Source organism: Xanthomonas sp. NCPPB 1754, assembly GCF_041475725.2.
Classification (GTDB): Bacteria; Pseudomonadota; Gammaproteobacteria; order Xanthomonadales; family Xanthomonadaceae; genus Xanthomonas; species Xanthomonas euvesicatoria.
Genome location: NZ_CM192982.1, coordinates 3,694,733 through 3,718,887 on the forward strand (window position 1 = coordinate 3,694,733; position 24,155 = coordinate 3,718,887).

15 protein-coding genes and 3 pseudogenes are annotated in these 24,155 nt (G+C 61.2%); 9 read left to right on the forward strand and 9 right to left on the reverse strand.

Features of this window, described 5'->3' with window-relative positions:
- Positions 1 to 14 precede the first annotated feature (14 nt).
- Entirely contained in the window at positions 15 to 1,184 is a 1,170-nt protein-coding gene (gene sucC / locus ACCQ15_RS16025) for an ADP-forming succinate--CoA ligase subunit beta (RefSeq protein WP_372380791.1), read from the reverse strand.
- Positions 1,185 to 1,415: 231 nt separating this feature from the next.
- Between sucC and ACCQ15_RS16030 the strand changes: the two genes are divergently transcribed.
- Positions 1,416 to 3,029 carry a sensor histidine kinase gene (locus ACCQ15_RS16030; RefSeq protein WP_277573647.1) on the forward strand — a complete coding sequence of 538 codons (1,614 nt, stop codon included), beginning with the start codon at positions 1,416 to 1,418 and terminating at the stop codon, positions 3,027 to 3,029.
- Positions 3,030 to 3,307: 278 nt separating this feature from the next.
- Positions 3,308 to 4,762, forward strand: coding sequence for a sigma-54-dependent transcriptional regulator (locus ACCQ15_RS16035; RefSeq protein ID WP_011348337.1), 1,455 nt, complete (start codon positions 3,308 to 3,310; stop codon positions 4,760 to 4,762).
- 102 nt (positions 4,763 to 4,864) lie between these two features.
- Here ACCQ15_RS16035 and ACCQ15_RS16040 read toward each other — a convergent pair.
- The 4 genes from ACCQ15_RS16040 to ACCQ15_RS16055 all read right to left on the reverse strand — a co-directional run bounded on the left by ACCQ15_RS16040 (position 4,865) and on the right by ACCQ15_RS16055 (position 8,907).
- A protein-coding gene (locus ACCQ15_RS16040; RefSeq protein ID WP_372166127.1) for an IS3 family transposase occupies positions 4,865 to 5,967 on the reverse strand; the annotation gives its coding sequence in 2 pieces (ribosomal slippage) (positions 4,865 to 5,709 and positions 5,709 to 5,967; 1,104 coding nt in all).
- Positions 5,968 to 6,190: 223 nt separating this feature from the next.
- Complete coding sequence (pilB, locus tag ACCQ15_RS16045; protein WP_338339029.1) at positions 6,191 to 7,927, reverse strand: type IV-A pilus assembly ATPase PilB; 1,737 nt, start codon at positions 7,925 to 7,927, stop codon at positions 6,191 to 6,193.
- 41 nt (positions 7,928 to 7,968) lie between these two features.
- Entirely contained in the window at positions 7,969 to 8,382 is a 414-nt protein-coding gene (locus ACCQ15_RS16050; protein WP_005921365.1) for a pilin, read from the reverse strand.
- Between the two features lie 96 nt (positions 8,383 to 8,478).
- Positions 8,479 to 8,907: a pilin gene (locus ACCQ15_RS16055; protein ID WP_005921364.1), complete on the reverse strand. Its 429-nt coding sequence runs from the start codon at positions 8,905 to 8,907 to the stop codon at positions 8,479 to 8,481.
- A gap of 344 nt (positions 8,908 to 9,251) precedes the next feature.
- Here ACCQ15_RS16055 and ACCQ15_RS16060 point away from each other — a divergent pair.
- The 6 genes and pseudogenes from ACCQ15_RS16060 (at position 9,252) to ACCQ15_RS16085 (ending at position 17,773) form a co-directional block, all read left to right on the forward strand.
- Positions 9,252 to 10,528, forward strand: a pseudogene (locus tag ACCQ15_RS16060) (type II secretion system F family protein).
- A 6-nt stretch (positions 10,529 to 10,534) separates the two neighbouring features.
- On the forward strand, positions 10,535 to 11,398 hold the full coding sequence (locus ACCQ15_RS16065) for a prepilin peptidase (RefSeq protein WP_338339028.1): 864 nt from the start codon (positions 10,535 to 10,537) through the stop codon (positions 11,396 to 11,398).
- A gap of 13 nt (positions 11,399 to 11,411) precedes the next feature.
- Entirely contained in the window at positions 11,412 to 12,023 is a 612-nt protein-coding gene (coaE, locus tag ACCQ15_RS16070; RefSeq protein WP_109290722.1) for a dephospho-CoA kinase, read from the forward strand.
- 658 nt (positions 12,024 to 12,681) lie between these two features.
- Positions 12,682 to 12,936, forward strand: a pseudogene (locus ACCQ15_RS16075) (DUF6531 domain-containing protein); the annotation flags it as partial.
- 54 nt (positions 12,937 to 12,990) lie between these two features.
- Positions 12,991 to 16,755, forward strand: coding sequence for an RHS repeat-associated core domain-containing protein (locus ACCQ15_RS16080; RefSeq protein ID WP_506187863.1), 3,765 nt, complete (start codon positions 12,991 to 12,993; stop codon positions 16,753 to 16,755).
- A 735-nt stretch (positions 16,756 to 17,490) separates the two neighbouring features.
- Positions 17,491 to 17,773: pseudogene (locus ACCQ15_RS16085) on the forward strand (SymE family type I addiction module toxin).
- 103 nt (positions 17,774 to 17,876) lie between these two features.
- Here ACCQ15_RS16085 and ACCQ15_RS16090 read toward each other — a convergent pair.
- The 4 genes from ACCQ15_RS16090 to rimK form a co-directional block, all read right to left on the reverse strand.
- Positions 17,877 to 19,211: a sensor histidine kinase gene (locus ACCQ15_RS16090; RefSeq protein WP_164738656.1), complete on the reverse strand. Its 1,335-nt coding sequence runs from the start codon at positions 19,209 to 19,211 to the stop codon at positions 17,877 to 17,879.
- Positions 19,204 to 19,881 carry a response regulator transcription factor gene (locus ACCQ15_RS16095; protein WP_003490678.1) on the reverse strand — a complete coding sequence of 226 codons (678 nt, stop codon included), beginning with the start codon at positions 19,879 to 19,881 and terminating at the stop codon, positions 19,204 to 19,206. The genes ACCQ15_RS16090 and ACCQ15_RS16095 overlap by 8 nt, the downstream gene beginning before the upstream one ends.
- A gap of 25 nt (positions 19,882 to 19,906) precedes the next feature.
- On the reverse strand, positions 19,907 to 20,350 hold the full coding sequence (locus ACCQ15_RS16100; protein WP_071118754.1) for a hypothetical protein: 444 nt from the start codon (positions 20,348 to 20,350) through the stop codon (positions 19,907 to 19,909).
- 208 nt (positions 20,351 to 20,558) lie between these two features.
- Entirely contained in the window at positions 20,559 to 21,446 is an 888-nt protein-coding gene (rimK, locus tag ACCQ15_RS16105) for a 30S ribosomal protein S6--L-glutamate ligase (RefSeq protein WP_136732910.1), read from the reverse strand.
- 500 nt (positions 21,447 to 21,946) lie between these two features.
- On the opposite strand from rimK, the gene glgX reads away from it, so the two are divergent.
- Complete coding sequence (glgX, locus tag ACCQ15_RS16110; protein WP_372380792.1) at positions 21,947 to 24,079, forward strand: glycogen debranching protein GlgX; 2,133 nt, start codon at positions 21,947 to 21,949, stop codon at positions 24,077 to 24,079.
- Positions 24,080 to 24,155: the final 76 nt, after the last annotated feature.

Here is a 24,155-nt window from a genome sequence, read left to right on the forward strand (position 1 = left end):
TTCGGTATCGTGGATCAGGCGGCGTTCTTGACAGCTTCAACGACTTTCTTGGCGCCGTCGTTGATGTTGTCGGCCGGGATGATGGCCATGCCGCTATCGCGCAGCAGCTGCTTGCCTTCTTCCACGTTGGTGCCTTCCAGGCGCACCACGACCGGAACCTTGACGCCCACTTCCTTGACCGCGGCGATGATGCCTTCGGCGATCATGTCGCAGCGGACGATGCCGCCGAAGATGTTGACGAAGATGCCTTCGACCTTGTCCGAGGACAGGATCAGCTTGAACGCTTCGATGACGCGCTGCTTGTTCGCACCGCCACCCACGTCCAGGAAGTTCGCCGGCTCACCGCCATTGAGCTTGATCACGTCCATGGTGGCCATGGCCAGGCCTGCGCCGTTGACCATGCAACCGATGTTGCCGTCCATGGTGACGTAGTTGATGTCCAGCTCCGACGCGGTCACTTCGGTCTCGTCTTCCTGCGTCTTGTCGCGCATGGCGACCAGCTGCTTCTGACGGAACGCGGCGTTGTCGTCGCTGTCGAACTTGCCGTCCAGCGCGTACAGGTTGCCGTCGTCCAGGATCGCCAGCGGGTTGATTTCAACCAGCGCCAGGTCCTTTTCGTTGAACAGGCGATACAGGTTCACCATGATGCTGGCGAACTGGCCGGCCTGCTTGGCGTTGAGGCCGAGCTTGAAGCCGAAATCGCGGCCGTGGTAGCCCTGCACGCCTTCGACGAAATCGACGTTGAGCGCGTGGATCAGCTCCGGCGTCTCGGCAGCCACCTGCTCGATCTCCACGCCGCCTTCGGAAGAGGCGATGTATGTGATGGTCTTGGCGCCGCGGTCGACCAGGATCGACAGGTACAGCTCCTTGACGATCTCACCGGCCGTGGTGACCAGCACCAGGTTGATCGGCAGCTCGACGCCGGCGGTCTGGTAGGTGGACATCTTGGTGCCGAGCATCTTGGCGGCTGCGGCCTTCACGTCGTCGGTGGTCTTGCAGAACTTGACGCCGCCAGCCTTACCGCGGCCGCCCGCGTGGATCTGCGCCTTCACCATCCAGGGGCCATTGCCCAGGGAATTGGCGACTTCAACCGCTTCGTCCGGGGTCGCCGCGACCTTGCCGGCCGGAACGGGGATGCCGTACTCGGCAAGCAGCTGTTTTGACTGGTATTCGTGGAAATTCATGCGTCACCGTGGGAAAAGGAAACGACCGCTGCGTGCAACGCAGACCGCCGGGGCGGCACGTCATGGGACGCGAACGGGCCGCCTATTGTGGCCGACCACGCCGTGCGGCGCAAAATTGCCCGGGATTGGCCGCCCGATCGCAGCGCTTGCGCGCAGGCCGACTCTGTGCGCAAGCGCTGCGCAGGCCGCGCACCTGCCTATACTCGCGGCTCGCTCCAGCGGGGAATCGGCTTGGCATCCATCGCATCGCTCATCGCCCGGATCCAGTCCGCGCCGCAGCGCGAGCTGTACTTTTTCTCGTTGTACCGGGTGCTGGTGGCCGGCCTGATCGCCGCGCTGGTGTTCAGCCCCTTGTCCGACGCCATTCCCGATCCGCGCTACCCGCGCCTGGCCGCCGGCGTGGCGATCGGCTACCTGTGCATGGCGATCCCGCTGCTGTTCTGGGGCCGCGGCGAACGCCGCCTCACCCCCACCGTGCTGTGCGCGGTAGTGGCCGACATCCTTGCCGCCACCCTGGCCACGCACGCCCTGCCCGGTGCCAGCGCCGGGATTGCGATGATGCTGCTGTTCAACGTGGCGGCCGCCTCGATCCTGTTGCGGCTGCGCTACGGCATGAGCATCGCGGTGCTCGCCAGCGCCGCCATCCTGCTGGAATACCTGTGGACCCTGCTCGAAGGCGGCGGCGCCACTCGTCCGGTGGCCGAGCTTGCGATGTTTGCCACCAGCTACGTCGCGGTGGCCTTCATCTGCGAACAAATCGCCGCCCGCGCCCGTCGCAACCAGATGCTGGCCGAAGAACGCGGCGCCCAGGTCGCCAATCTGTACGAGATCAACGAGCTGATCATCCGGCGCATGCGCACCGGCGTGCTGGTGGTGGATACCCACAACCACATCTCGTTGGCCAACGAAGCGGCGCTGAGCTTGCTGGGCGATGGCGACCAACGCACCCCGTCCACCGACCTGTCGCTGGTGGCGCTCGCACCGGAGCTGGCGCGCCGGCTGCAGCGCTGGCGTAGCGGCTGGCGCCAGGAAGAAGCCCCGCTGCAACTCGGCGCCGACCGCCCGGAAGTGCAGCCGCGCTTCGTGCGCCTGCTCGCCGACAGCGATCTGGTGCTGGTGTTTCTGGACGATGCCACGGTGGTGTCGCGCCGTGCCGAGTCGCTGACCCTGTCGGCCATGGGGCGCTTCTCGGCCAGCCTGGCGCACGAGATCCGCAACCCGCTGGCCGCCATCAGCTACGCCTCGCAGTTGCTGGAAGAATCGCCGGACATCGGCGATGCCGACCGCCGCCTGCTGCAGATCATCCACCAGCAATGTCAGCGCACCAACGGCATCGTCGAAAGCGTGCTCGCACTGGCGCGCCGGGAACGCGCCACCCCGGACAACCTGGACCTGGCCGCATTCGTGCGCCGCTTCGTGGTCGAATATCGCCAGACCTTGTCGATGGAAACCGACATCCTGGAGGCCAGCATCCAGGGGAGCTCCGTGCATGCGTTGGTCGACCCCAAGCACCTGCATCAGATCCTCACCGCGCTGGTGCACAACGCACTCAAGTACGGCCGGGTGATGGACGAACCGGCGCGGGTCAAGCTGCACGTCGAGCGCCTCGAGCGCAAGGCAGTGATCGATGTGATCGACCGCGGCCCAGGCATCCCGGAGGCCGTGGCGGCGCAACTGTTCCGCCCGTTCTACACCACCTCCGAGCACGGCACCGGCCTGGGGCTGTACATCGCCCAGGAACTCTGCCGCGCCAACCAGGCGCAACTGGACTATGTCGCGGTCCCCGGCGGCGGTGCGTGCTTCCGGATTTCGTTGCAAGGACCCAACGGATTGCTCGGCAAGTGAGTGCTCGGCTATCGGCTGAGCGGGATGCCTGATGTGGCGATATCGCGCAGCGCGGCACTTGTTCGATAGCAGAACGTTGCAACTGGCGAAGACACAAACCCAACGCTGTGCCTGGCTGCGGGGCGTGTGGGCTTACGCCAGCAAGGCTGTCGGAGGCAGACGCGTTTGGCAACGCAGCCCATCGATAGCCCATCGATAGCCCCACATCGCCGACTGGCATCGGCGCCTTGCAAACGCGCTGAATGCCGCAGTGATGCACCCGCGCAGCAGGTGAATCGGTGGGCCGCGACCTGCTCGACAATTGTCGACCATCATCACGCTGGGCTATCGTGCGTCCCATGAACGAACCCAAAAGCGCCCTGGTTGTCGATGACGAGCGTGATATCCGCGAGTTGCTTGTTCTCACCCTGGGCCGCATGGGCTTGCGCATCAGCACCGCGGCGAACCTGGCCGAGGCGCGCGAGTTGCTGGCCAACAACCCCTACGATCTGTGCCTGACCGACATGCGGTTGCCGGACGGCAACGGCATCGAACTGGTCACCGAAATCGCAAAACACTACCCGCAGACGCCGGTGGCGATGATCACCGCCTTCGGCAGCATGGACCTGGCCGTGGAAGCGCTGAAAGCCGGCGCCTTCGATTTCGTCAGCAAGCCGGTCGACATCGGCGTGCTGCGCGGCCTGGTCAAGCACGCGCTGGAATTGAACAATCGCGACCGTCCCGCTCCGCCACCGCCGCCACCGGAACAGGCCAGCCGCCTGCTCGGGGACTCCAGTGCCATGGAAAGCCTGCGCGCCACCATCGGCAAGGTCGCGCGCAGCCAGGCGCCGGTCTACATCGTCGGCGAATCCGGCGTGGGCAAGGAACTGGTCGCACGCACCATCCACGAACAAGGCGCACGCGCCGCCGGCCCGTTCGTGCCGGTCAACTGCGGCGCCATTCCCGCCGAATTGATGGAAAGCGAATTCTTCGGCCACAAGAAGGGCAGCTTCACCGGCGCGCATGCCGACAAGCCCGGCCTGTTCCAGGCCGCGCACGGCGGCACCTTGTTCCTGGACGAAGTGGCCGAATTACCGTTGCAGATGCAGGTCAAGCTGCTGCGCGCCATCCAGGAAAAGTCGGTGCGACCGGTCGGCGCATCCAGCGAATCGCTGGTGGATGTGCGCATCCTCTCGGCCACCCATAAGGACCTGGGCGACCTGGTCTCCGACGGCCGCTTTCGGCATGACTTGTACTACCGCATCAACGTAATCGAGTTGCGTGTGCCGCCGCTGCGCGAACGCGGTGGCGACCTGCCGCAGCTGGCCGCTGCCATCATCGCGCGCCTGGCGCACAGCCATGGCCGCCCCATTCCGCTGCTGACCCAGTCGGCGCTCGACGCATTGAATCACTACGGCTTCCCAGGCAACGTACGCGAACTGGAAAACATCCTCGAACGCGCCCTGGCCCTGGCCGAAGACGACCAGATCAGCGCCACCGACCTGCGCCTGCCCGCTCACGGCGGCCACCGTCTGGCCGTCCCCAACGGAGGCGCCGCGGCCGAGCCGCGCGAAGCCGTCGTGGACATCGACCCGGCCTCAGCCGCGCTGCCGTCCTACATCGAGCAACTGGAGCGCGCCGCGATCCAGAAGGCACTGGAAGAAAACCGCTGGAACAAGACCAAGACTGCGGCGCAGCTGGGCATCACGTTTCGCGCGCTGCGTTACAAGTTGAAGAAGCTGGGGATGGAGTAGAAGAGCCGGAAATCGGGAGTGGGGAATCGGGAATCGGGAATCGTAAAAGCGCAGTCGCCGGCTGCGATGGCGACGTCCCCCCGCCCTGAGTAGCGGTCGGGTTTAGAGTCCGGGGTTGATGATATCGGTGTTTGCCAGATGTTGGGCATAAGCGGACGGCGTCATGCCGCCAATTGCTTTCTTCGGTCGGTCCTCGTTGTATTCGCGTCGCCAGCGTTCGATCTCGGTGCGCGCGTGCAGCAACGTCGGGAACCAGTGCTCGTTGAGGCATTCGTCGCGTAGTCGGCCGTTGAACGATTCAACATAGGCGTTTTGATTTGGCTTGCCGGGTTGGATTAGCCGTAGTTGCACACCACGGGCATGTGCCCAGACGACCATCGCTTTGCCGCAAAACTCCTTGCCGTTGTCGGTGCGGATCACCTTCGGTAAACCGCGACTGTGTGCCAACCGATCCAGCACGCGCGCAACGCCGTGCCCGGAGATCGCGCGTTCCACCTCGATGGCGACCGCTTCGTGCGTTGCGTCGTCCACGATCACCAGACACTTGATCACTCGGCCGTCGGCGGAGCGGTCGAACACGAAGTCCATCGACCACACCTGGTTGGCCTGCGCTGGCCGCAGCAGCGGCTGACGCTCGCCAACCGGCACCTTCTTGCGCTTGCGGCGCCGCACTTGTAGCTGCTGCTCGCGATACAACCGCTCCACGCGCTTGTAGTTCACCAGGCGTCCTTCCTGTCGCAGCTTGAGATAGATCATCCCCACGCCGTAGCGGCGATGGCGATGCGCCAACGCAAGAATGCGCTCGCGCAGTTCGCCATTGCGGTCTTGGCGTGGGCAATAGCGCAGCGCGCTGGCGCTCATGCCGATCGCCGCCAAGGCGCGACGCTCGCTGGCACCACGCCCGATCCACTCGCGCACCAGCGCACGACGCGCCGGTGCGCTCACCACTTTTTTCGCAACGCATCCTTGATCAGGTCGTTCTCGAACAACTGCTCGGCCAGCAACTTCTTTAGCCGCGCGTTCTCGGCCTCAAGATCCTTGAGCCGCTTGGCGTCGGGCACGCTCATTCCGCCGAACTTGCTGCGCCACAGGTAATACGAGGCCTCGCTGAAGCCATGCCGCCGGCACAGATCCTTGATCGCCACACCGGCATCAGCTTCGCGCAGGAAGCCGATGATCTGTTCTTCAGAAAAACGCTTCTTCACGTCCAATCTCCTTGGGGTAGGGAATTGGACTCCAAACTGAGGTGCTACTCAAAATTGGGGGGACGTCGATGGTTCTCGCGGGAGACGCCACTATGGATTGGCTCACGCATCATCTTGCGGTGGCCCGCTGTAATCATTGGCCCAGCTGTCCAAACAAAAAGGCCTGGGACGTAGAGTTCCCAGGCTTTTCGATTCCCCAATCCCGATTCCCGATTCCCAGCCCTTAGTCCTTGGTCACCCGATTGATCTCGGCCAGGCTGGTAACCCCGTGGGCAGCCTTCATCAAGGCCGACTGCCGCAAATCGCGGATACCGATCGCCTGCGCGGCCTCGGCAATCTGCATCGCATTGCCGCCCTCCAGCACGATCGCGCCGATCTCGTCGGTCATCGGCATGACCTGGTAGATACCCGTACGCCCCTTGTAGCCTTCGGTGCACTCGTCGCAACCGACCGCCTCATACAGCTCGATCCCGGCAGCAAGCTGTGCGGGCGTGAATCCTTCAGCCAGCAAGGCGTTGTCAGGCAGCGTCGACTTGCGCTTGCAGTTGTTGCACAACCGCCGCGCCAGACGCTGCGCGATCACCAAGGTCACCGACGAGGTAATGTTGTAGGGCGCGATGCCCATGTTCATCAAGCGTGCGATGGTCTGCGGCGCATCGTTGGTGTGCAACGTCGACAACACCATGTGACCGGTCTGCGCCGCCTTGATCGCAATCTCGGCCGTCTCCAGGTCACGGATTTCGCCGACCATGATGATGTCTGGGTCCTGGCGTAGGAACGAGCGCAACGCTGCGGCAAAGGTCATGCCACGCTTGTTGTTCTGCTGCACCTGATTGACGCCAGGCAAGCGGATTTCAACCGGGTCCTCCGCGGTGGAGATATTGCGTGTCTCGTCGTTGAGGATGCCCAGCGCGGTGTACAACGACACCGTCTTGCCCGAGCCGGTCGGCCCGGTCACCAGCACCATCCCGTACGGCTTGTGGATCGCCTCCAGGAACAGCTTCTGCTGGTCCGCCTCATAGCCCAGCTTGTCGATGCCCAGCTTGGCCGCGCTGCCGTCCAGGATACGCAGCACCACTTTTTCACCGAACAGGGTCGGCAAGGTGCTGACACGAAAGTCGATCTGCTTGGTCTTGGACAGGTTGAGCTTGATGCGCCCGTCCTGCGGCACCCGCTTCTCGGCGATATCCAGCTGCGACATCACCTTCAAGCGCGCTGCGATGCGCTGGTTCAGCTTCACCGGCGCCTTCGCCACGTTCTTCAACAAGCCGTCGATGCGCAAGCGCACCCGGTAGTCGTCTTCATACGGCTCGAAATGGATGTCCGAGGCTCCCCGCCTGATCGCATCCACCAGCACCTTGTTGACGAACTTCACCACCGGCGTGTCGTCGCCCTTGGCATCGACCCCGGAATCCCCGCCGGCGCCCATGTCCTCGTCGCCGGCCGAGACGTCCAGATCCCCCATTTCCTCGTCGTCGTTGCCAAGCGAAGAACCCAACGACGCATTGCTGGCCTGCCACTGCTCGAGCGTCCGGCGGATCTGATCTTCGTCGACGAGGATCGCCTCGACCACTAAGTTCGTATGGAACTTGATGTCGTCCAGCGCGCGAGTCTGTGTCGGGTTGCTCACCCCTATGAACAACCGGTTGCCGCGCTTGAACAGCGGCAGCACTTGGTGTTTCTGGAGCAACTCCTCGCTGACCAGCTTGACCGCGTTCTGGCTGGCATCGAACGCCGATACATCCATCAAAGGCATGCCAAACTCGACTGCGTTGGCGGCCGCGAGTTGTGCGGCTGTTACAAGCTTCTTTTCGGCGAACCATTGCGGTAAAGGAACTTTGGCCTGGGTTGCGTGATCCATTGCCGCACGCGCGCTCGCCTCATCAAGCGCACCATCCTGAACAAGGCGCCGCGCAATACCAGTAATTCCAACTAGATTTGAGCCGATTGCAACGTTCATGGCAAAACTCCTGCGCAGGCACATCAACTTAACTAACTACATCAATTTCGGCAATCTGAAGGCACGTAACTAGCCGATCCAGAAACATGTCGGCAAGTCCAGATTACCGGACGATCCGAGTTGTAGCTGGGTACAAGTGACAGAGTTACCGAGCCTGCAACGTTGGTCGTAACGACAGTCAGCACTCCTGCGCCCTGGCACGTGAAAGACGCTACATTTTTAGTGGGAGACGACAGCCCGCTCACCCCCGCACATGCAGTAGTTGTCAAAGCATTTTCATTATTGACATTCTGAGTCACCGCAGCTTTGGCAGAGTCAGCCAAAATAATAGCTTCGGTCACGCGCGCCTTGATTACATAACTTTGATAAGCCGGCAGGGCCAATGCAGACAATATCCCGACGATGGCCACGACGATCATTAGCTCGAGCAAGGTGAAACCGTTTACCCGGCTCATAGAAGCTCCTGTACGAAAGCCACGACGAATGCCTCACGCAAAGAGGCCCCGCATTTGCGAGGCCTCTCGATCACGGAGTTGCTACCGCATCGACAATTAGCGGCGGCACTCGGCCGGATAGTACTTGGACTGGCTACCACTGCCGGTGCAGGTCCAAGTGGTACCAACCGCCGAGTTAGCACCGCCCACTGTCGGAGCATAGGTCAAAACGGTTCCCTTGGTCCGAGTTGCATCGCCGGTTACGACGATGTTGCCAGTCGCGGGAGTGCAAGCGATGGAAGCCATATTAGTGGTCGCAGCGGTAGCACCAACGCCGACGCAAGCGTCAGCTGGCAGGGTGCCGCCGTTGTTGGCGATGTTTTCCGCAACGGTCGTCTTAAAGGAGCTAGCCATCACGGCCAGTTCCGAAACACGCGAGCGAATGGTGTAGTCCTGATAAGCCGGAAGAGCAATGGCGGCCAGGATTGCGATGATCGCAACAACGATCATCAATTCGATCAGGGTAAAGCCTTGTTGCTTCTTCATGAGTACATCCCCTAGAGGTAGTGAGTATCAAAGGTTGCCGCACGTCGCCGGCCGTAAGACCTAGACGCCAGGTTCTTGCAGGGTGGGCTAAGCAGGTTGCGTGCCAACTCTATGTCCCGACCCAGGAGTCTCCCCGCGGCAAAGCATCGCAGACCCTGAGCCGATTGAAAGCACGATTTTCCAGAAGTGCGACCCCTCTTGCGATGTGACGCAAGTGGTCACTTTTAGTCGCCACATAGGACCTCCTTGGACGCTCCTAGTAGATTCCACTATCGTGTGAAGTGCGCCTAAAGGCGCTACCATATGCCCAGTTCCGGCCTGGGGATGGCCGACGGGGAACTTTTATGTCAGTCGCGCGTAACGTAATCAAAAAACAGCCAGCCGACCGAAGCAACAGCCAGATGCAGCCTTTTGTATGGGAGGGGACGGATAAGCGTGGCATCAAGATGAAAGGGGAGCAGGCGGCGCGCAATGTGAACATGTTGCGTGCAGAGCTTCGTCGCCAGGGCATTACGCCCACTGTCGTCAAGCCCAAGCCCAAACCACTTTTTGGCGCTGCCGGCAAAAAAGTGGGCCCTAAGGACATTGCGTTTTTCAGTCGTCAGATGGCAACTATGATGAAGTCCGGCGTTCCCATCGTAGGATCGCTTGAGATCATTGGCGAGGGGCACAAAAACCCACGAATGAGGAAAATGGTCGGCCAGATAAGGACCGACATTGAAGGCGGCTCTTCACTGCATGAAGCGATCAGCAAGCATCCGGTACAGTTTGACGAGCTCTACCGCAACCTTGTCCGCGCGGGAGAGGGCGCAGGCGTGCTGGAGACAGTCTTAGACACAGTCGCCAATTACAAAGAAAACATTGAGGCCTTGAAAGGCAAGATCAAGAAGGCGCTCTTCTACCCCGCAATGGTCGTTGCAGTCGCCCTCATTGTTAGCGCCATCTTGCTCATTTTTGTTGTTCCACAGTTCGAAGAAGTCTTCAAAGGGTTTGGAGCCGAACTTCCCGCGTTCACACAGATGATCGTTGCGGCATCTCGCTTCATGATCAGCTACTGGTGGCTAATGCTGCTCGTCATCGGTGGCGCGATTACCGGCTTCATCTTCGCTTACAAGCGCTCACCTCGCATGCAACATGGCATGGCATGCAACATGGCATGGATCGCCTGGTCTTGAAGGTGCCTGTCATCGGCCAAATTATGCATAACAGTTCCATTGCAAGGTTTGCGCGCACGACCGCCGTGACCTTCAAGGCTGGCGTTCCGCTCGTGGAAGCACTCGGCATTGTTGCGGGGGCGACTGGTAACAAAGTTTATGAAGAAGCAGTGCTGCGCATGCGTGACGACGTATCGGTGGGCTATCCAGTCAACATGGCCATGAAGCAGGTCAACCTGTTCCCACACATGGTTATTCAAATGACTGCGATTGGCGAGGAAGCAGGCGCACTGGATGCCATGCTGTTTAAGGTTGCTGAGTATTTCGAGCAGGAGGTCAACAATGCCGTGGATGCGTTGAGCAGCCTGCTTGAACCAATGATCATGGTGTTCATCGGCACCATCGTCGGCGGCATGGTCATCGGCATGTATCTTCCGATCTTCAAACTCGGCGCAGTGGTTGGATAAGACGTAATGGCATTTCTCGACCAGCATCCCGGTCTCGGCTTTCCTGCCGCGGCCGGACTGGGACTGCTGATCGGCAGCTTCCTGAACGTGGTGATCCTGCGCTTGCCCAAGCGTATGGAGTGGCAATGGCGGCGGGATGCGCGCGAGATTTTGGAACTGCCGGATATCTACGAGCCGCCGCCGCCCGGGATCGTGGTGGAGCCGTCGCACGACCCGGTGACAGGCGACAAGCTCAAGTGGTGGGAAAACATTCCGGTCCTGAGCTGGGCGATGCTGCGCGGCAAGTCGCGCTACAGCGGCAAGCCGATCTCGATTCAGTATCCACTGGTCGAGTTGCTCACCTCCATCCTGTGCGTCGCCAGCGTGTGGCGCTTCGGCTTTGGCTGGCAGGGCTTCGGCGCGATCGTGCTGAGCTGCTTTCTTGTGGCGATGTCGGGCATCGACCTACGGCACAAGCTGCTGCCCGACCAGTTGACTCTGCCGCTGATGTGGTTGGGTCTGGTCGGGTCGATGGACAACCTGTACATGCCGGCCAAGCCTGCCCTGCTGGGCGCGGCGGTCGGCTATGTGTCGCTATGGACGGTGTGGTGGTTGTTCAAGCAGCTCACCGGCAAGGAAGGCATGGGCCATGGCGACTTCAAGCTGCTGGCCGCGCTCGGTGCCTGGTGCGGCCTGAAAGGCATCCTGCCCATCATCCTGATCTCCTCGCTCGTCGGCGCCATCCTCGGCTCGATCTGGCTGGTCGTCAAGGGCCGCGACCGCGCCACCCCCATCCCGTTTGGCCCCTACCTGGCCATTGCCGGCTGGGTGGTGTTCTTCTGGGGCAACGACCTGGTGGACGGCTACCTGCACTTCGCAGGCCTGCGTTGACCCTGGCGCGACGATGAGCGATTTCATCGTCGGTCTTACGGGCGGCATCGCGTCCGGCAAGAGCGCGCTGGCCGCGGAGTTCGAGAAGCTGGGTGTACAGGTCATCGATGCCGATGTGGTTGCGCGGCAGGTCGTAGAGCCCGGCCCCATTCTTGATGCCATCGCTGATCGCTTCGGGCGCGCCATCTTGTTGCCGGATGGCATGCTGGACCGACAGGCCTTGCGCCAAATTGTCTTTGCCGATCCAATTCAACGGAAGGCGCTCGAAGCCATTACTCACCCCGCCATCCGTGCCGAGCTGCATCGCGCGGCACTGGCTGCCCGGGGACCGTATACCATCGTGGCGATCCCGCTGCTCGCCGAAGCCGGGGGACGTGCCACCTACCCGTGGCTGGACCGCATCTTAGTCGTCGATATCCCGGCCGCATTGCAGCACGCGCGCCTAATGCGCCGCGATGGCGCAACACCCGAATTGGCGAATCGGATGATCGCCGCGCAGGCAACGCGCGACCAGCGAGAAGCCATCGCAGACGATATTGTTAGCAATGATCGCACTCCGGAACAATTGGAGCAGGAAGCGCGCAGGTTGGATGTTGTCTATCGGGTAGCCGCTTCAGAGCATTAGCGCTTGATCGTAGGCAACGATGGCGCGGCCATGGTTGCAAACCATGTCACGAGCATCGGCGAAAAACGCTACTTTTCGCATTGCAGGAGTGCAAACAATGCGCCCAAGTGAAACTTCGGGCATAGTTGCATGAATACACCCCTTACCCCCGCCATTATTTTAGCCATCAAGGAAGAGAGCAATGCATGCCCGAAGCAGTAACTCATGTATCACCCAATCAAATAATTCACTGTTAATTTCTCAAAAGCGATTCACGGGAATTGCGCTGCAACAAGTATCAAGCCTTATTTTAATGACGGCGCTCTGCCTTTCTGCATCTGCTGTACTCGCTCAGGACTTCGAAGTTAGCAATATCCCACCACTACCCGGTGAACTCAATCCGGAGATTGACAATTATGGAGCTGGCTGCCGGATCCTCCAATGTGGAGGACAAGGCAACGGGCTATGGAATGGACAACCCGCATCAATAGTGGTTATCAGCTACACAGGGCCGGAGGGACCAGAACTTCGCCCTTACATTGCGGCTGGATTTTCAAGCGCAAATAATTGCACCACAGACAATTCCACTTGCCGACCTTCAAGCAGCGGTTATTTCCCTACATTGCTGGCAAAACATTGGCAATGCCCAGCTGGATTTGATCCCAATCCAAGCAACTTCATGACATGCATTCGCCGGCCAATCGATCCAGGCAAGAACAACGAGTGTGATGCCTCAACATCTGGATCTTGCACTGCAGGGAACCCGGTCAATTTTTTCACGGGCGCTAAGATACAGAAAGATACAGATTTCTCTGCACCCGCAACCAAACTCCAATTCGCTCGCTTTTACACCAGCGGAAATATTGGGCTTGATGCCGGCTCTCCGCTAGGCATTGAGTGGCGGCATTCTTACATGCGGTCCATCAGAGCCAACTTAACATCGGGCGCAAAAACAGTTCTGCTCACAAGACCAAGTGGCAACTCTTATTTGTTCAAGGACGTGGGAAGTGGCGAATGGCATGCAGAAAGCGACGTGCGCTACGTACTCGAGGCAGTTAGGGAGGACGGGGCGCTGGTGAGCTGGCATGTCCACGCTCCCGATCAGACCATTGAAGAGTTTGATGCAGCTGGCAACTTGCAGAAAATCGACTACCCTGACGGCGATTTTATAACCTTTCGCTACAGTGAGGGGAAAGTTTCAGTAGCGACTGATGCGAATGGGCGAAGTCTTGCCTTTTCGTACAAATATGGGCACCTAGATTTTATTACGCTGCCGGATGGGGGGAGGCTGACGTATGCGTTTGATGATAAGAACCGATTGCAAAGCGCCTCGACGCAGGATGGCTCAGTCAGATCCTATCTCTACCAAGACAACAACTTTCCCAGTGCCCTGACGGGAATCGTCGATGAGCAAGGCACCCGATTCGCATCCTGGGAATACGATCAGTCAGGTCGCGGAACACGCAGCTATCATGGCGCAGCCTCGGATCCGGTGGATGACACAAAGATTGCCTATGACCAGAGCTCGGCAACGGTGACAAGCGCGCTAGGCGCTTCCTCTTCGTTTGCCATGAACGTCAGCTACGGGCGAGCCAAATTTGCGTCGGCAACTACCAATTGTCCTGCATGCGGTACCTCGCAGAGCATCAAGAGCCAAACCTACGATGTCTTAGGCTATGCCGATGTCAAGCAGTACTTCAATGGCACGGAGATAGATGAAGATTACAACGCACGCGGGCTTCGCACCCTGGAAACAACATCGCGCGACGGCCTGACCATAAAAAAAGTTGCAGTCGACTGGCATCCCACCCTCCCCACTCCCGTCGCCAGATCGATTTATTCTGGCGCTGGCGACCTCCATCACAAGCAGGAATGGACGCTCACCCAACGTGGACAAATCCTGACTTCCGCTATCACGGATGGCAAAACCGGTACTGTCAGAAAGGATATGAGCAGCTTCTGTGAACAATCAGATGTTGATGCGGGTTCCGGTTGCCCACGCGCGGGGTTGCAACTGACAGCCCAGCACTACGATGGCATTCAATGGCGAATTACGCGCTTCAACTACTACATGACCGATGACGCAGGCTGCGCTTCTTCCACCAGCAGCTGCCCGCACCGCAAAGGCGACCGTTGGAAAGTCACCAACGCCCTCGGCCAAGTCACCGAATACCTCGCCTACGACGGCGCCGGCCGCCCGCTGTCCATCAAGGACACCAACGGCATAGTCACCGACTACACCTATCACCCGCGCGGTTGGCTGACGGCCGCCAAGGTGCGTGGCGCCGATGCCTCCAGCGAGGCCGATGACCGCATCACCCGCATCGATTATTGGCCCACCGGCCTGGTCAGGCAGGTCACCCAGCCCGATGGCGCTTTCACTGCCTTCACCTACGATGCGGCGCATCGGCTGACCGACATTACCGACAACGCGGGCAATACCGTCCACTACACGCTCGACAACGCCGGCAATCGCATCAAGGAAGACACCAGCGATGCGTCGGGTACGTTGAAGCGCACGCTCTCGCGTGTGTACAACCAGCTCGGCCAGCTCAAGACCCAGGCCACCGCCGCCAGCGACCCGACCGACTTCGGCTACGATGCCAACGGCAACGTCACCACCGTGACCGATGCGCTGGCAACCGCGACGCACAGCGAGTACGACCCGCTCAATCGCCTGTCGCGCACGCTGCAGGATGTCGCCGGCATCAAGGCCGACACGAAGTTCGCCTACGACGCACTCGACAACCTGACCAAGGTCACCGACCCCAAGGGCCTGGACACCACCTACGAGTACAACGGGTTCGGCGATCTGGTGAAACTCACCAGCCCGGACACCGGCGTCACCAGCTACACCTACGACAGTGCCGGCAACCGCGCCACCCAGACCGATGCGCGCGGCAACACCACCGCCTACAGCTACGACGCGCTCAATCGCCTGACCAAGGTCACCTACCCCACCACCAGCCTCAACGTCACCTACACCTATGACGTGACCCAAACCGCGTGCGCCAGCGGCGAGACGTTTTCGATCGGTCGCCTGACCAAGATGCAGGACGGCGGCGCCATCACCCAGTACTGCTACAACCGCTTCGGCGATCTGGTGCGCAAGGTACAGACCAGCAACAGCAAGGCGCTGGTGCTGCGTTACGACTACACCGTCGGCGGCCAGTTGCGGCGGATGACGTATCCCGACGGGGCTGTGGTCGATTACGTGCGCAATGCACAAGGCCAGACCACGCAAGTTGGCGTCACGCCCGCCGGCGGCAGCCGGCAGGTGCTGTTGGGCAACGCCAGCTACTACCCGTTCGGCCCCGCTGCCGGCTGGACCTACGGCAATGGCCGCACCCTCGCCCGCCAGTACGATCTGGACTATCGCCCGCAGGCCATCCAGGACACCCGCCCGGGTGGGCTGGACGTCGGGTTTGGCTTCGACCCGGCCGGCAACCTCACCGCGCTGACGCCCGCAGGCAATCCCGCGCCGGAGATCGGCCTGGGCTACGACGCGCTGGGCCGCCTGACCGGCCTCACAGATGGTGTCACCGGAACTGTCATTGACGGCTACAGCTATGACGCCACCGGCAACCGCCTCAGCGCCAAGGTCGGCACCACCACGCAGATCTATAGCTATCCGACCGACAGCCACCGCCTCAGCGCCATGGCAGGCGTCGCACGTACATACGATGCCACCGGCAACACCACCGCCATCGGCGGCACCGCCCGCCAATACACCTACGACACCACCGGCCGCATGACCCAGGCCCGCCGCGCCGGCGCGGTGACCATGAACTATCGCTACAACGGTAAAGGCGAACAGCTGCGCCGCTTCCTCGGCACCACCAACACCTACACGCTCTTTGATGAAGCCGGCCACTGGCTGGGCGACTACGACAGCAACGGCGCGCCCAAGCAGCAGGCGATCTGGCTGGACGACCTACCAGTCGGCCTGCTGGCGAACGCCAACAAACTGCACTACATCGAACCCGATCACCTGGGCAGCCCGCGCGTGGTGATCGACCCAACCCGCGATGTGGCGGTGTGGACGTGGAGCCTGAAGGGCGAAGCCTTCGGCAACACCGCGCCAAATCAGGATCCGGATGGCGATGGGGCGGCGTTGGTGTTGGATATGCGCTTCCCGGGGCAGCGCTTTGATGCGGCGAGTGGGTTGAATCAGAACTACTTCCGGGATTATGACCCTGCTACTGGGCGGTATGGGCAGAGTGATCCGTTTGGCTTGAGAGGTGGCATCAGTACTTTTGGATACGCATTGCAGGGTCCTTTTGTCCACATGGATTTTTATGGCTTGGCCACTTGGAAAGGCTCTACTTTTGGAATTGGTGTCGGCGCAGGAAAGTTCGGCTTGAACATAGACTTCTATCAAGTCACTTCCCCCTGTCCGGGTGGCGGACTCGCATCTGCCTATGTGATGGCAGTCGGAGGTGCAGCTGGATTAGGTACACCAATTTCAATGGCTGGTTCGCAAGTAGAACTCACGGACTCAAATGATGTACCAGACCCTGATGTATTCAACGGTCCTTATGCGAAATTCTCTGGAGGATCAGTTTCATTTGGCATGGGCTATCAGATGTATCAAAAAATATCGATTGGCGGAGCCTGGTGGAACTTCGGCGCTGGAGCTGAGAGCATAGGATGGCATCAAAGCCAAGGCGGTTTTGACGCTACTGTTTATGGTGCTGCTGCAGGCAATGCCGTTGTTATTCAGCAGAAAAAATGTTCGTGTGAAGCGCAATGAAGCTGGCCTATATCCTAGCGATGCTTGCAGGTGGATTTTTTCTTGGGCTAGGGGGTCTAATTCGATGGGGATCGTTCTTAGCTGCACCTCAAACAAAGCCTTTCCGATCAGCATGGGACAAGCGAGGTTTAATAATGGCAATTGCAGGCGCGTCGTGGATGATCCTTGTTACGGTAATTTATGAATCGCTCCGCTAGCGTTTTGGTTCTGCATGTCAGCAAAAATCTGCTACTAAATGGCTAACAGAAGCACCTATGTCTAGCCACCGTGGCGGCTAGACACAGGCAAGACTGATTTTCGTCAAACAGTTGACATACCAAGTAACCAGTAGCAACCTCTGTCTCAAGGAGCGTAGAAACTCCTCTAGTAGCGGTACCCACCTCCGTCAAACTGGTGGGTTTTTTGTGCCTGCCTGCAGGTACAAACCGACGCGATGCCTGCGTCGGGAGGGCGGCTAATACAACACTCCTTCGGGAGGAATACGCCCGCCGACTACTAGCGGTTTCTAACCTCCCGACATCCCGTCGCCAGCCGGCGACGGTGCCTGTTCTTCGAAGGAGGCGTTGTCATGACAGATGCATCGGTATTGGCTGGTGGGCGTCGTCGCTCCGTGGTGCTGGCGGAGGTGAGGCGATGAGCCGGACGCCACCTTCAACCACCAAGCGATCCAAACCCACCGCCGAGCGCCCCGCTACCGCGAGGCAGGCGGCCACGCCGGTAAAGGACACGCAGCCCATGCAGCTGGTGCCGTCGCCACGTTCGATGCGGACAACCTCGCCTTCGACCGTCGCCACAGGCCTCGCGTCGACGATCTGCCGCCGCGGCCACCGCGCAAGGCACGCGCTGCACGGTGGGCTATGCGTTTTACGATGCAGCGCCGGGCCGGCCACACAGCCAGCGGATTCCCAGCCTGCGCTTGCGCGGGCTGTGGCTGGAGCAGTTGGGGTTTGCGGTTGGGTGCAAGCTGCAGATCACGGCACGTGCGGGCGAGCTGGTGGTGACGGTGGTGGAGCGCTGAGCTGGGTTTTGGGTGTGGTTGTTGTCTGGAGGCGCTGCCCTGGGGGCGCAATGGGTAAGGCCGTCGCGCCCGGGTGCGCTCCTACGCGAACGCGGGTGGTTGGCTAGCGATGAAACGCCAATGTCGCAATCACGCCCCGCTCCTGCCCTGGCCGCACGCTGACCCGCCAGCCGTACAGATCGCAAAGACGACTGACGATCGACAAGCCGATGCCGCCGCCTTGCGAGTGTCCGGCGTGGGTCCCGCGGTAGCCGCGCTGGAACAGTTTGGCGGCGTCTTCTTCGCTCAGGCCGGGGCCCGAATCGATCACTTCCACTGCATCGCCCAGCACGCGCACGCGCACCTGGCCATCCTGGGTGTATTTGACGGCGTTGCCGATCAGGTTGCCGAGCGCGACCGACAGGGCCGATTCCGGGGCATCGATGACCAGATCGCGCACGCCTTCCAGCACGAGCTCCAGGGGTTTTCCACCGAGCTGCGCGCGGTGCGAGTCGATCAGTTGTTCGGCTACCTTGGCGACGTTGCTATTGCCCTGCCCGCGCTCGTTGCGCGAGAGCAACAGCAACGAGCCGATCAAATCGCTGCATTGCTGCTCGGCGCGCTGGATGCGTTGCAGCCGCTGCAACACCTTTTCGTCCAGGTTGGGTTTGGTGAGCAGCAATTCGGTAGCGCCGCGGATCACCGCCAGCGGCGTGCGCAGTTCGTGGCTGACGTCGGCGTTGAATTCGCGGTCGCGCTGCACCACTTCGGTCAGACGCGCCGAGTAGTCGTCCAGCGCTTCGGCCAGCTGGCCGACTTCGTCGTCCGGAAAATGCGCCGCCAGCGGTTTGGGTTGGCTGGTGCCGCCACGATAGGCCCGCAGGCGCGCAGCCAGATCGGAGACCGGGCGCATCACCTTGGACGCAGACCACCAGCCGATCAGCAGCGAAAACCCGCTGAACACCAACACTGACAAGATCAGGGTGCGCTTGAGCTGGATTTCGCCCTTCAGCGCCTGGGTCATGTCGTAGGCGAGGAAGAACCATTCGCTCGGCGTCTTGCGCACCGCCAGCTTGTACGAATAGGTATTGCCGCTTTCGTCGACGCCGGTGATGGTGTGGATGCCGTCGGGCAGCTGGTACCACTCCGGTTGTTCGCGGCGCAGCGCTTCGAACTTGTCGCTTTTGACCACGCGCCCGCGCATCTGCTGCAGGGGCAGATCGGGATTGCGCATCGGATCGGAGTAAAAGCGTTGCGCGAAGGCGTCGATATTGCGGTTCATCACGTCTTCCACCAACTGGTTTTCCACGCGCGAGCGCGCCCAGTTGGTGGCGAAGGCGAACAGCGTTGTCAGGCAGAAGCCCAGCAACACGAACGACAAGATGATGCGGCTGCGCAGGCGCCGCCGATAGCGGCCGCGCCGGCGCGCCGGCCGCGTCTCGCTCGTACTTTCAGGCATCGGGCGAGGCGATGCGGTAGCCGATGCCGTGGCGGGTCTGGATCATCGGCACATCGAACGGCTTGTCAACCACCGCGCGCAGGCCGTGGATATGCACGCGCAACGAATCGGAGTCGGGCAGCTCTTCGCCCCACACGCGGGTTTCCAGCTCCTGGCGCGTGACCACCGCCGGCGAGGCTTCCATCAGCGCCTGCAGGATCTTCAGCGCAGTCGGGTTGAGCTGCAGCAGCTTGCCGCGGCGACGCACTTCCAGCGTATCCAGGTTGTATTCCAGATCGCCGGTTTCCAGCACGCGGGTATGCACGCCCTTGCCGCGACGCGACAGCGCGTTGAGGCGTACCTCCACTTCCTGCAGCGCGAACGGCTTGATCAGATAGTCGTCGGCGCCGGAGTCGAAGCCGGCCAGCTTGTTGTCCAGCGAGTCGCGCGCGGTCAGCATCAACACCGGGGTCTGCTTGCGCGCCTCGTTACGCAGCTTGCGGCAGACTTCGATGCCATCCATGCCAGGCAGGTTGAGGTCGAGCACGATGGCGTCGAACTCGTGCACCACGGCAAGGTGGAGGCCAGTCACCCCGTCGGCGGCGAAGTCCACCGTATGACCCCGGTCTTCGAGGTAATCGCCGAGATTTGCGGCGATATCGCTGTTGTCTTCAATTACTAGAATTCGCACTGGAACCTCGTTCGTTAAGCTGTTTTTAGCGCTGGCGCCGAGAAATTTCGTCTTGACTCACCGTGGTCTGACGGCGCCGCTGGGCAGCCGTCATGCACTGTTTCGTACTCATCTGCGACCCAGTCGCGCGCTCGCGCCGACAAATCAGCCGGCTATCTTCGCGTGCCTTGGTCAAAATTCGGGTGACGAGCTCCTGATCGTTGCGAACCGCTGCCAATTGCTCTGGCTGCAGTGCCTGGATATCTGGCTGCGTCTGGAATGCTGCTTCGATCCGATCCAGCGCAGCGTTCACCTTAGCGCGCTCATCCTGACTGATCTCAGAGTACTTCTCGCCGTCGGCAAGGTCGGTGCGGACCTGCGCCGCCTGAGGCTTGAACGGCTTGTCCAGATCGAGCACGACCGCCAATGCATGACCGCTCATCAGGCCCGCCGCGAGCAGCAGTCCCGTAACACTCCATCGTTTTGCCATGCGACGCCTCCTTGCCCGACCGATTTAACATTGGCGAATGTAGACGCGAACCCCTACAGCGGCAAGCCGTCCATAAAAAGGCCCAAGTGCGACACCGCACTTGGGCCAAAAGTTCATCCCGATCACCGTCACTGCCGAGAGCGGAGCTACGGTCGGGAGAGGCTAGCGAGGCCGTAATTAGATTTTCGTTAATTTTTTGGTAAAGCCGTTAGCCAGCCGATCGGCGGACGGACTGCTCCAAGTGCTGGACAATCGCCGCGGCCACATCCACGCCGCACACGCCTTCCACTCCTTCCAAACCTGGGGTGGAGTTGACCTCCAGTACCAGTGGGCCGCGTTTTGACCGGATCAGGTCGACCCCTGCCACTGCCAGGCCCAAGGCGCGTGCCGAGCGCACCGCCACCTCCTGCTCCTGCTCGGTTGCCTCGGCCACGGCTGCAGTGCCACCCAGGTGCAGATTGGACCGGAAATCGCCTTCGGCCGCCTGGCGGCGCATCGCCGCGACGACCTTGTCGCCGACCACGAAGCAGCGCAGGTCGGCGCCTTCGGCCTCACCGATGAACTCCTGCACGATGAAGTTGGCGTATAGCCCGCGCAGCGCTTCGACCACGCCGCGCGAGGCGCTGGCCTTTTCGGTCAGGATCACCCCGGCGCCTTGCGCACCCTCGTTCAACTTCACCACATGCGGCGGCGGGCCGAGCATGGAGAGCAGGTCCTGGGTGTCGTCGGGGTTGTCGCCGAACACGGTGACCGGCATGTCGATGCCCTGCGCGGCCAACAACTGATGCGCGCGCAGTTTGTCGCGCGAGCGCAGGATGGCGTCCGACGGGTTGGGCGTGTAGGTGCCCATGAACTCGAGCTGGCGCAGCACTGCGGTGCCATAGCGGGTGACCGAGGCGCCGATGCGCGGGATCACCGCATCGAAGCCGGTGATCGGTTTGCCCTTGTAGTGCAGGCTGAAGCCGTCGGCGGCGATGCGCATGTAGCAGCGCAACGGGTCGAGGATGCGTACGGTGTGACCACGCTTGCGACCGGCTTCGATCAGCCGCCGGGTCGAATACAGCTTGCTGTTGCGGGAAAGGATGGCGATTTTCATCGCGGCAGGTACGCGGCGCGGCTTGGACATGGGCAGAGTCTGATGACGAAGTGACCCAAGTCCGTACAGTGCAGGCCGATTGCGCGTTCGCGGCAGGCCCGCGATGTACGCTGCGATCAGGCCGACTGCGACGGCCCCGAGAATGAAAGAGCGAAGTAACGCGACAAGTCCAACAACGCTGTGGCTGCACGGCCTCAACCGGATCGATGCTAGCAGGGCGTTGGCGCGTCGCTCAAGCAACGCAGACGCGTGTCGCGCAACGCACTTCGCGCGTGCCTTATCCAGATCGCAACCCGTCGGTGGCCTTGCCCGATTGCTTGCGCATGGCCGCACTGTGGCGCGCGTGCGCGCCGACGGGACGTTGCGAGGGCACGCCACGTCAACGGTTCCGACGGCCGCCCTCACGCCACACCCCTGTTGCCGTAACGCGTTTTGCACAGCTGTAGACGCAATGCTTGAGGCCCCTCAATGCCGGCGTGCCGGCGCATCCGAGACTCTCCATGCGACGTCCAGCAAGCGCGGCCTATGCCAATCCCTCCCGCATCCGTCAGGGGCGCCCGTTCCCACGCGGTGCCGTCTTCGACGGCAAGGGCACCAACTTCGCGCTGTTTTCCGCGCATGCCACGCGTGTCGAGCTGTGCCTGTTCGACGAACAGGGCAACGAAACCCGCGTCGACCTGCCGGAGTACACCAACGAAATCTGGCACGGGTATCTCCCCGATGCCAAGCCGGGCCAGCGCTATGGCTACCGTGTCCACGGCCCCTATGCGCCGACCGAAGGTCATCGTTTCAATCACAACAAGCTGTTGCTGGACCCGTATGCGCGCGAGCTGGATGGCGACCTGATCTGGGCCGACGAGCTCTACGGCTACACCGTGGGCCACCCCGACGGCGACCTGAGCTTCGACGAACGCGATAGCGCGCCCTTCATGCCCAAGTGCGTGGTGGTCGAAGACACCTACGACTGGGGAGACGACACCCGCCTGCTCAAGCCGTGGAATGAAACGGTCATCTACGAAACCCATGTGCGCGGTTACACGATGCGCAATCGGCAGGTCCCAGAGGCGGTGCGCGGCACTTTCGCCGGCCTGGCCCAGCCGCAGGTACTCCAATACATCAAGGACCTGGGCATCACCGCGGTGGAGTTGTTGCCGGTACACGCGTACCTGGACGACCAGCATCTGCTCGACAAGGGGCTACGTAACTACTGGGGCTACAACACCATCGGCTTTTTCGCGCTGAAGTCGCGCTACCTGTCCAGCGGCCATCGCGATGAGTTCCGCGACATGGTCAAGGCCATGCACAAGCAGGGTCTGGAAGTGATTCTGGATGTGGTCTACAACCACACCGCCGAAGGCAGCGAGCTGGGGCCGACCCTGTCGTTCAAGGGTATCGACAACGCCAGCTATTACCGCCTGGCCGACGACAAGCGCTACTACATCAACGATACCGGCACCGGAAATACGCTGAATCTGAGCAATTCGCGGGTGATCCAGTTCGTCAACGATTCGCTGCGCTACTGGGCCGGCGAGATGCATGTGGATGGCTTCCGCTTCGATCTGGCCACCATTCTTGGCCGCGAGCCGAGCGGCTTCGATCAACGTGGCGGCTTCCTGGATGCCTGCAACCAGGACCCGCTGCTGTCGGAGGTCAAGCTGATCGCCGAGCCGTGGGACTGCGGCCCAGGTGGTTATCAGGTGGGTCACTTCCCGCCGGGTTGGTCGGAGTGGAACGACAAGTTCCGCGACAATGCGCGCGAGTTCTGGAAAGGCGAAGACGGCAAGCTGGCGGAATTTGCGACCCGCTTCACCGGTTCGGCCGATCTGTTCGATCGCCGCGGCCGGCGCCCGTGGGCATCGGTGAACTTCATCACCGCACACGATGGCTTCACCCTGCGCGATCTGGTCAGCTACAACGAAAAGCACAACATCGATAACGGCGAGGACAATCGCGACGGTTCGTCCAACGATGGCTCATGCAACTACGGCGAAGAAGGCGACACCGATAACGCCGAGGTGTTGCAGATCCGCGAGCGGCAGATGAAGAACCTGCTTGCCACGCTGCTGCTATCGCAAGGCACGCCGATGATGCTCAGCGGCGACGAGCGCGCGCAGACCCAGGGAGGCAACAACAATACCTATTGCCAGGACAACGAGATCACCTGGCTGGATTGGGAAAACGATCCCACCGACGGCCGCCTGACCGAGTTCGTGAAATCACTGACCCGTCTGCGCAAGCGATACCCGATTCTGTCGCGGGGCCGCTTTCTCAACGGCCAATACAACGAAGAAGCCGGTCTGCGCGATCTCACCTGGCTCAATCCGGGCGGCATCGAAATGGACGATGCGCATTGGACCGACCCCGCCGCACGTTCGGTGGGCCTGCTGCTGGAAGGCAAGGCGCAGACCTCGGGGGTCAAGGAACTGGCCAATGACGACACCTTGCTCATCGTCATCAACGCCTATCATGAGGGCGTGGCCTTCACCCTGCCCTCCTCCGATGAGCCGGTGCACTGGAAGCTGGTGCTCTCCACCGACGAAGCGCTGGAAGTGGACATGATGCCGGCCGGTGCCAGCGAATTCCTGGCCCCGCCGCGCAGCGTGTCGGTCTTCGAGTGCAAGAGCGACCAGTAAAGCCGTCCCAGCAACGCACACTCAGGAGCGATGCTTGCTGCCTACCGGCATCGGAGAGGCAGCAAGCGTTTTTGTT

Bases quoted from the DNA above. Each gene is read 5' to 3' on its own strand.
- sucC (WP_372380791.1), bottom strand. From the start codon at position 1,184: ATGAATTTCCACGAATACCAGTCAAAACAGCTGCTTGCCGAGTACGGC.
- pilB (WP_338339029.1), bottom strand. From the start codon at position 7,927: ATGAACGTTGCAATCGGCTCAAATCTAGTTGGAATTACTGGTATTGCG.
- ACCQ15_RS16050 (WP_005921365.1), bottom strand. From the start codon at position 8,382: ATGAGCCGGGTAAACGGTTTCACCTTGCTCGAGCTAATGATCGTCGTG.
- ACCQ15_RS16055 (WP_005921364.1), bottom strand. From the start codon at position 8,907: ATGAAGAAGCAACAAGGCTTTACCCTGATCGAATTGATGATCGTTGTT.
- ACCQ15_RS16065 (WP_338339028.1), top strand. From the start codon at position 10,535: ATGGCATTTCTCGACCAGCATCCCGGTCTCGGCTTTCCTGCCGCGGCC.
- coaE (WP_109290722.1), top strand. From the start codon at position 11,412: ATGAGCGATTTCATCGTCGGTCTTACGGGCGGCATCGCGTCCGGCAAG.
- ACCQ15_RS16090 (WP_164738656.1), bottom strand. From the start codon at position 19,211: ATGCCTGAAAGTACGAGCGAGACGCGGCCGGCGCGCCGGCGCGGCCGC.
- ACCQ15_RS16100 (WP_071118754.1), bottom strand. From the start codon at position 20,350: ATGGCAAAACGATGGAGTGTTACGGGACTGCTGCTCGCGGCGGGCCTG.
- rimK (WP_136732910.1), bottom strand. From the start codon at position 21,446: ATGAAAATCGCCATCCTTTCCCGCAACAGCAAGCTGTATTCGACCCGG.
- glgX (WP_372380792.1), top strand. From the start codon at position 21,947: ATGCGACGTCCAGCAAGCGCGGCCTATGCCAATCCCTCCCGCATCCGT.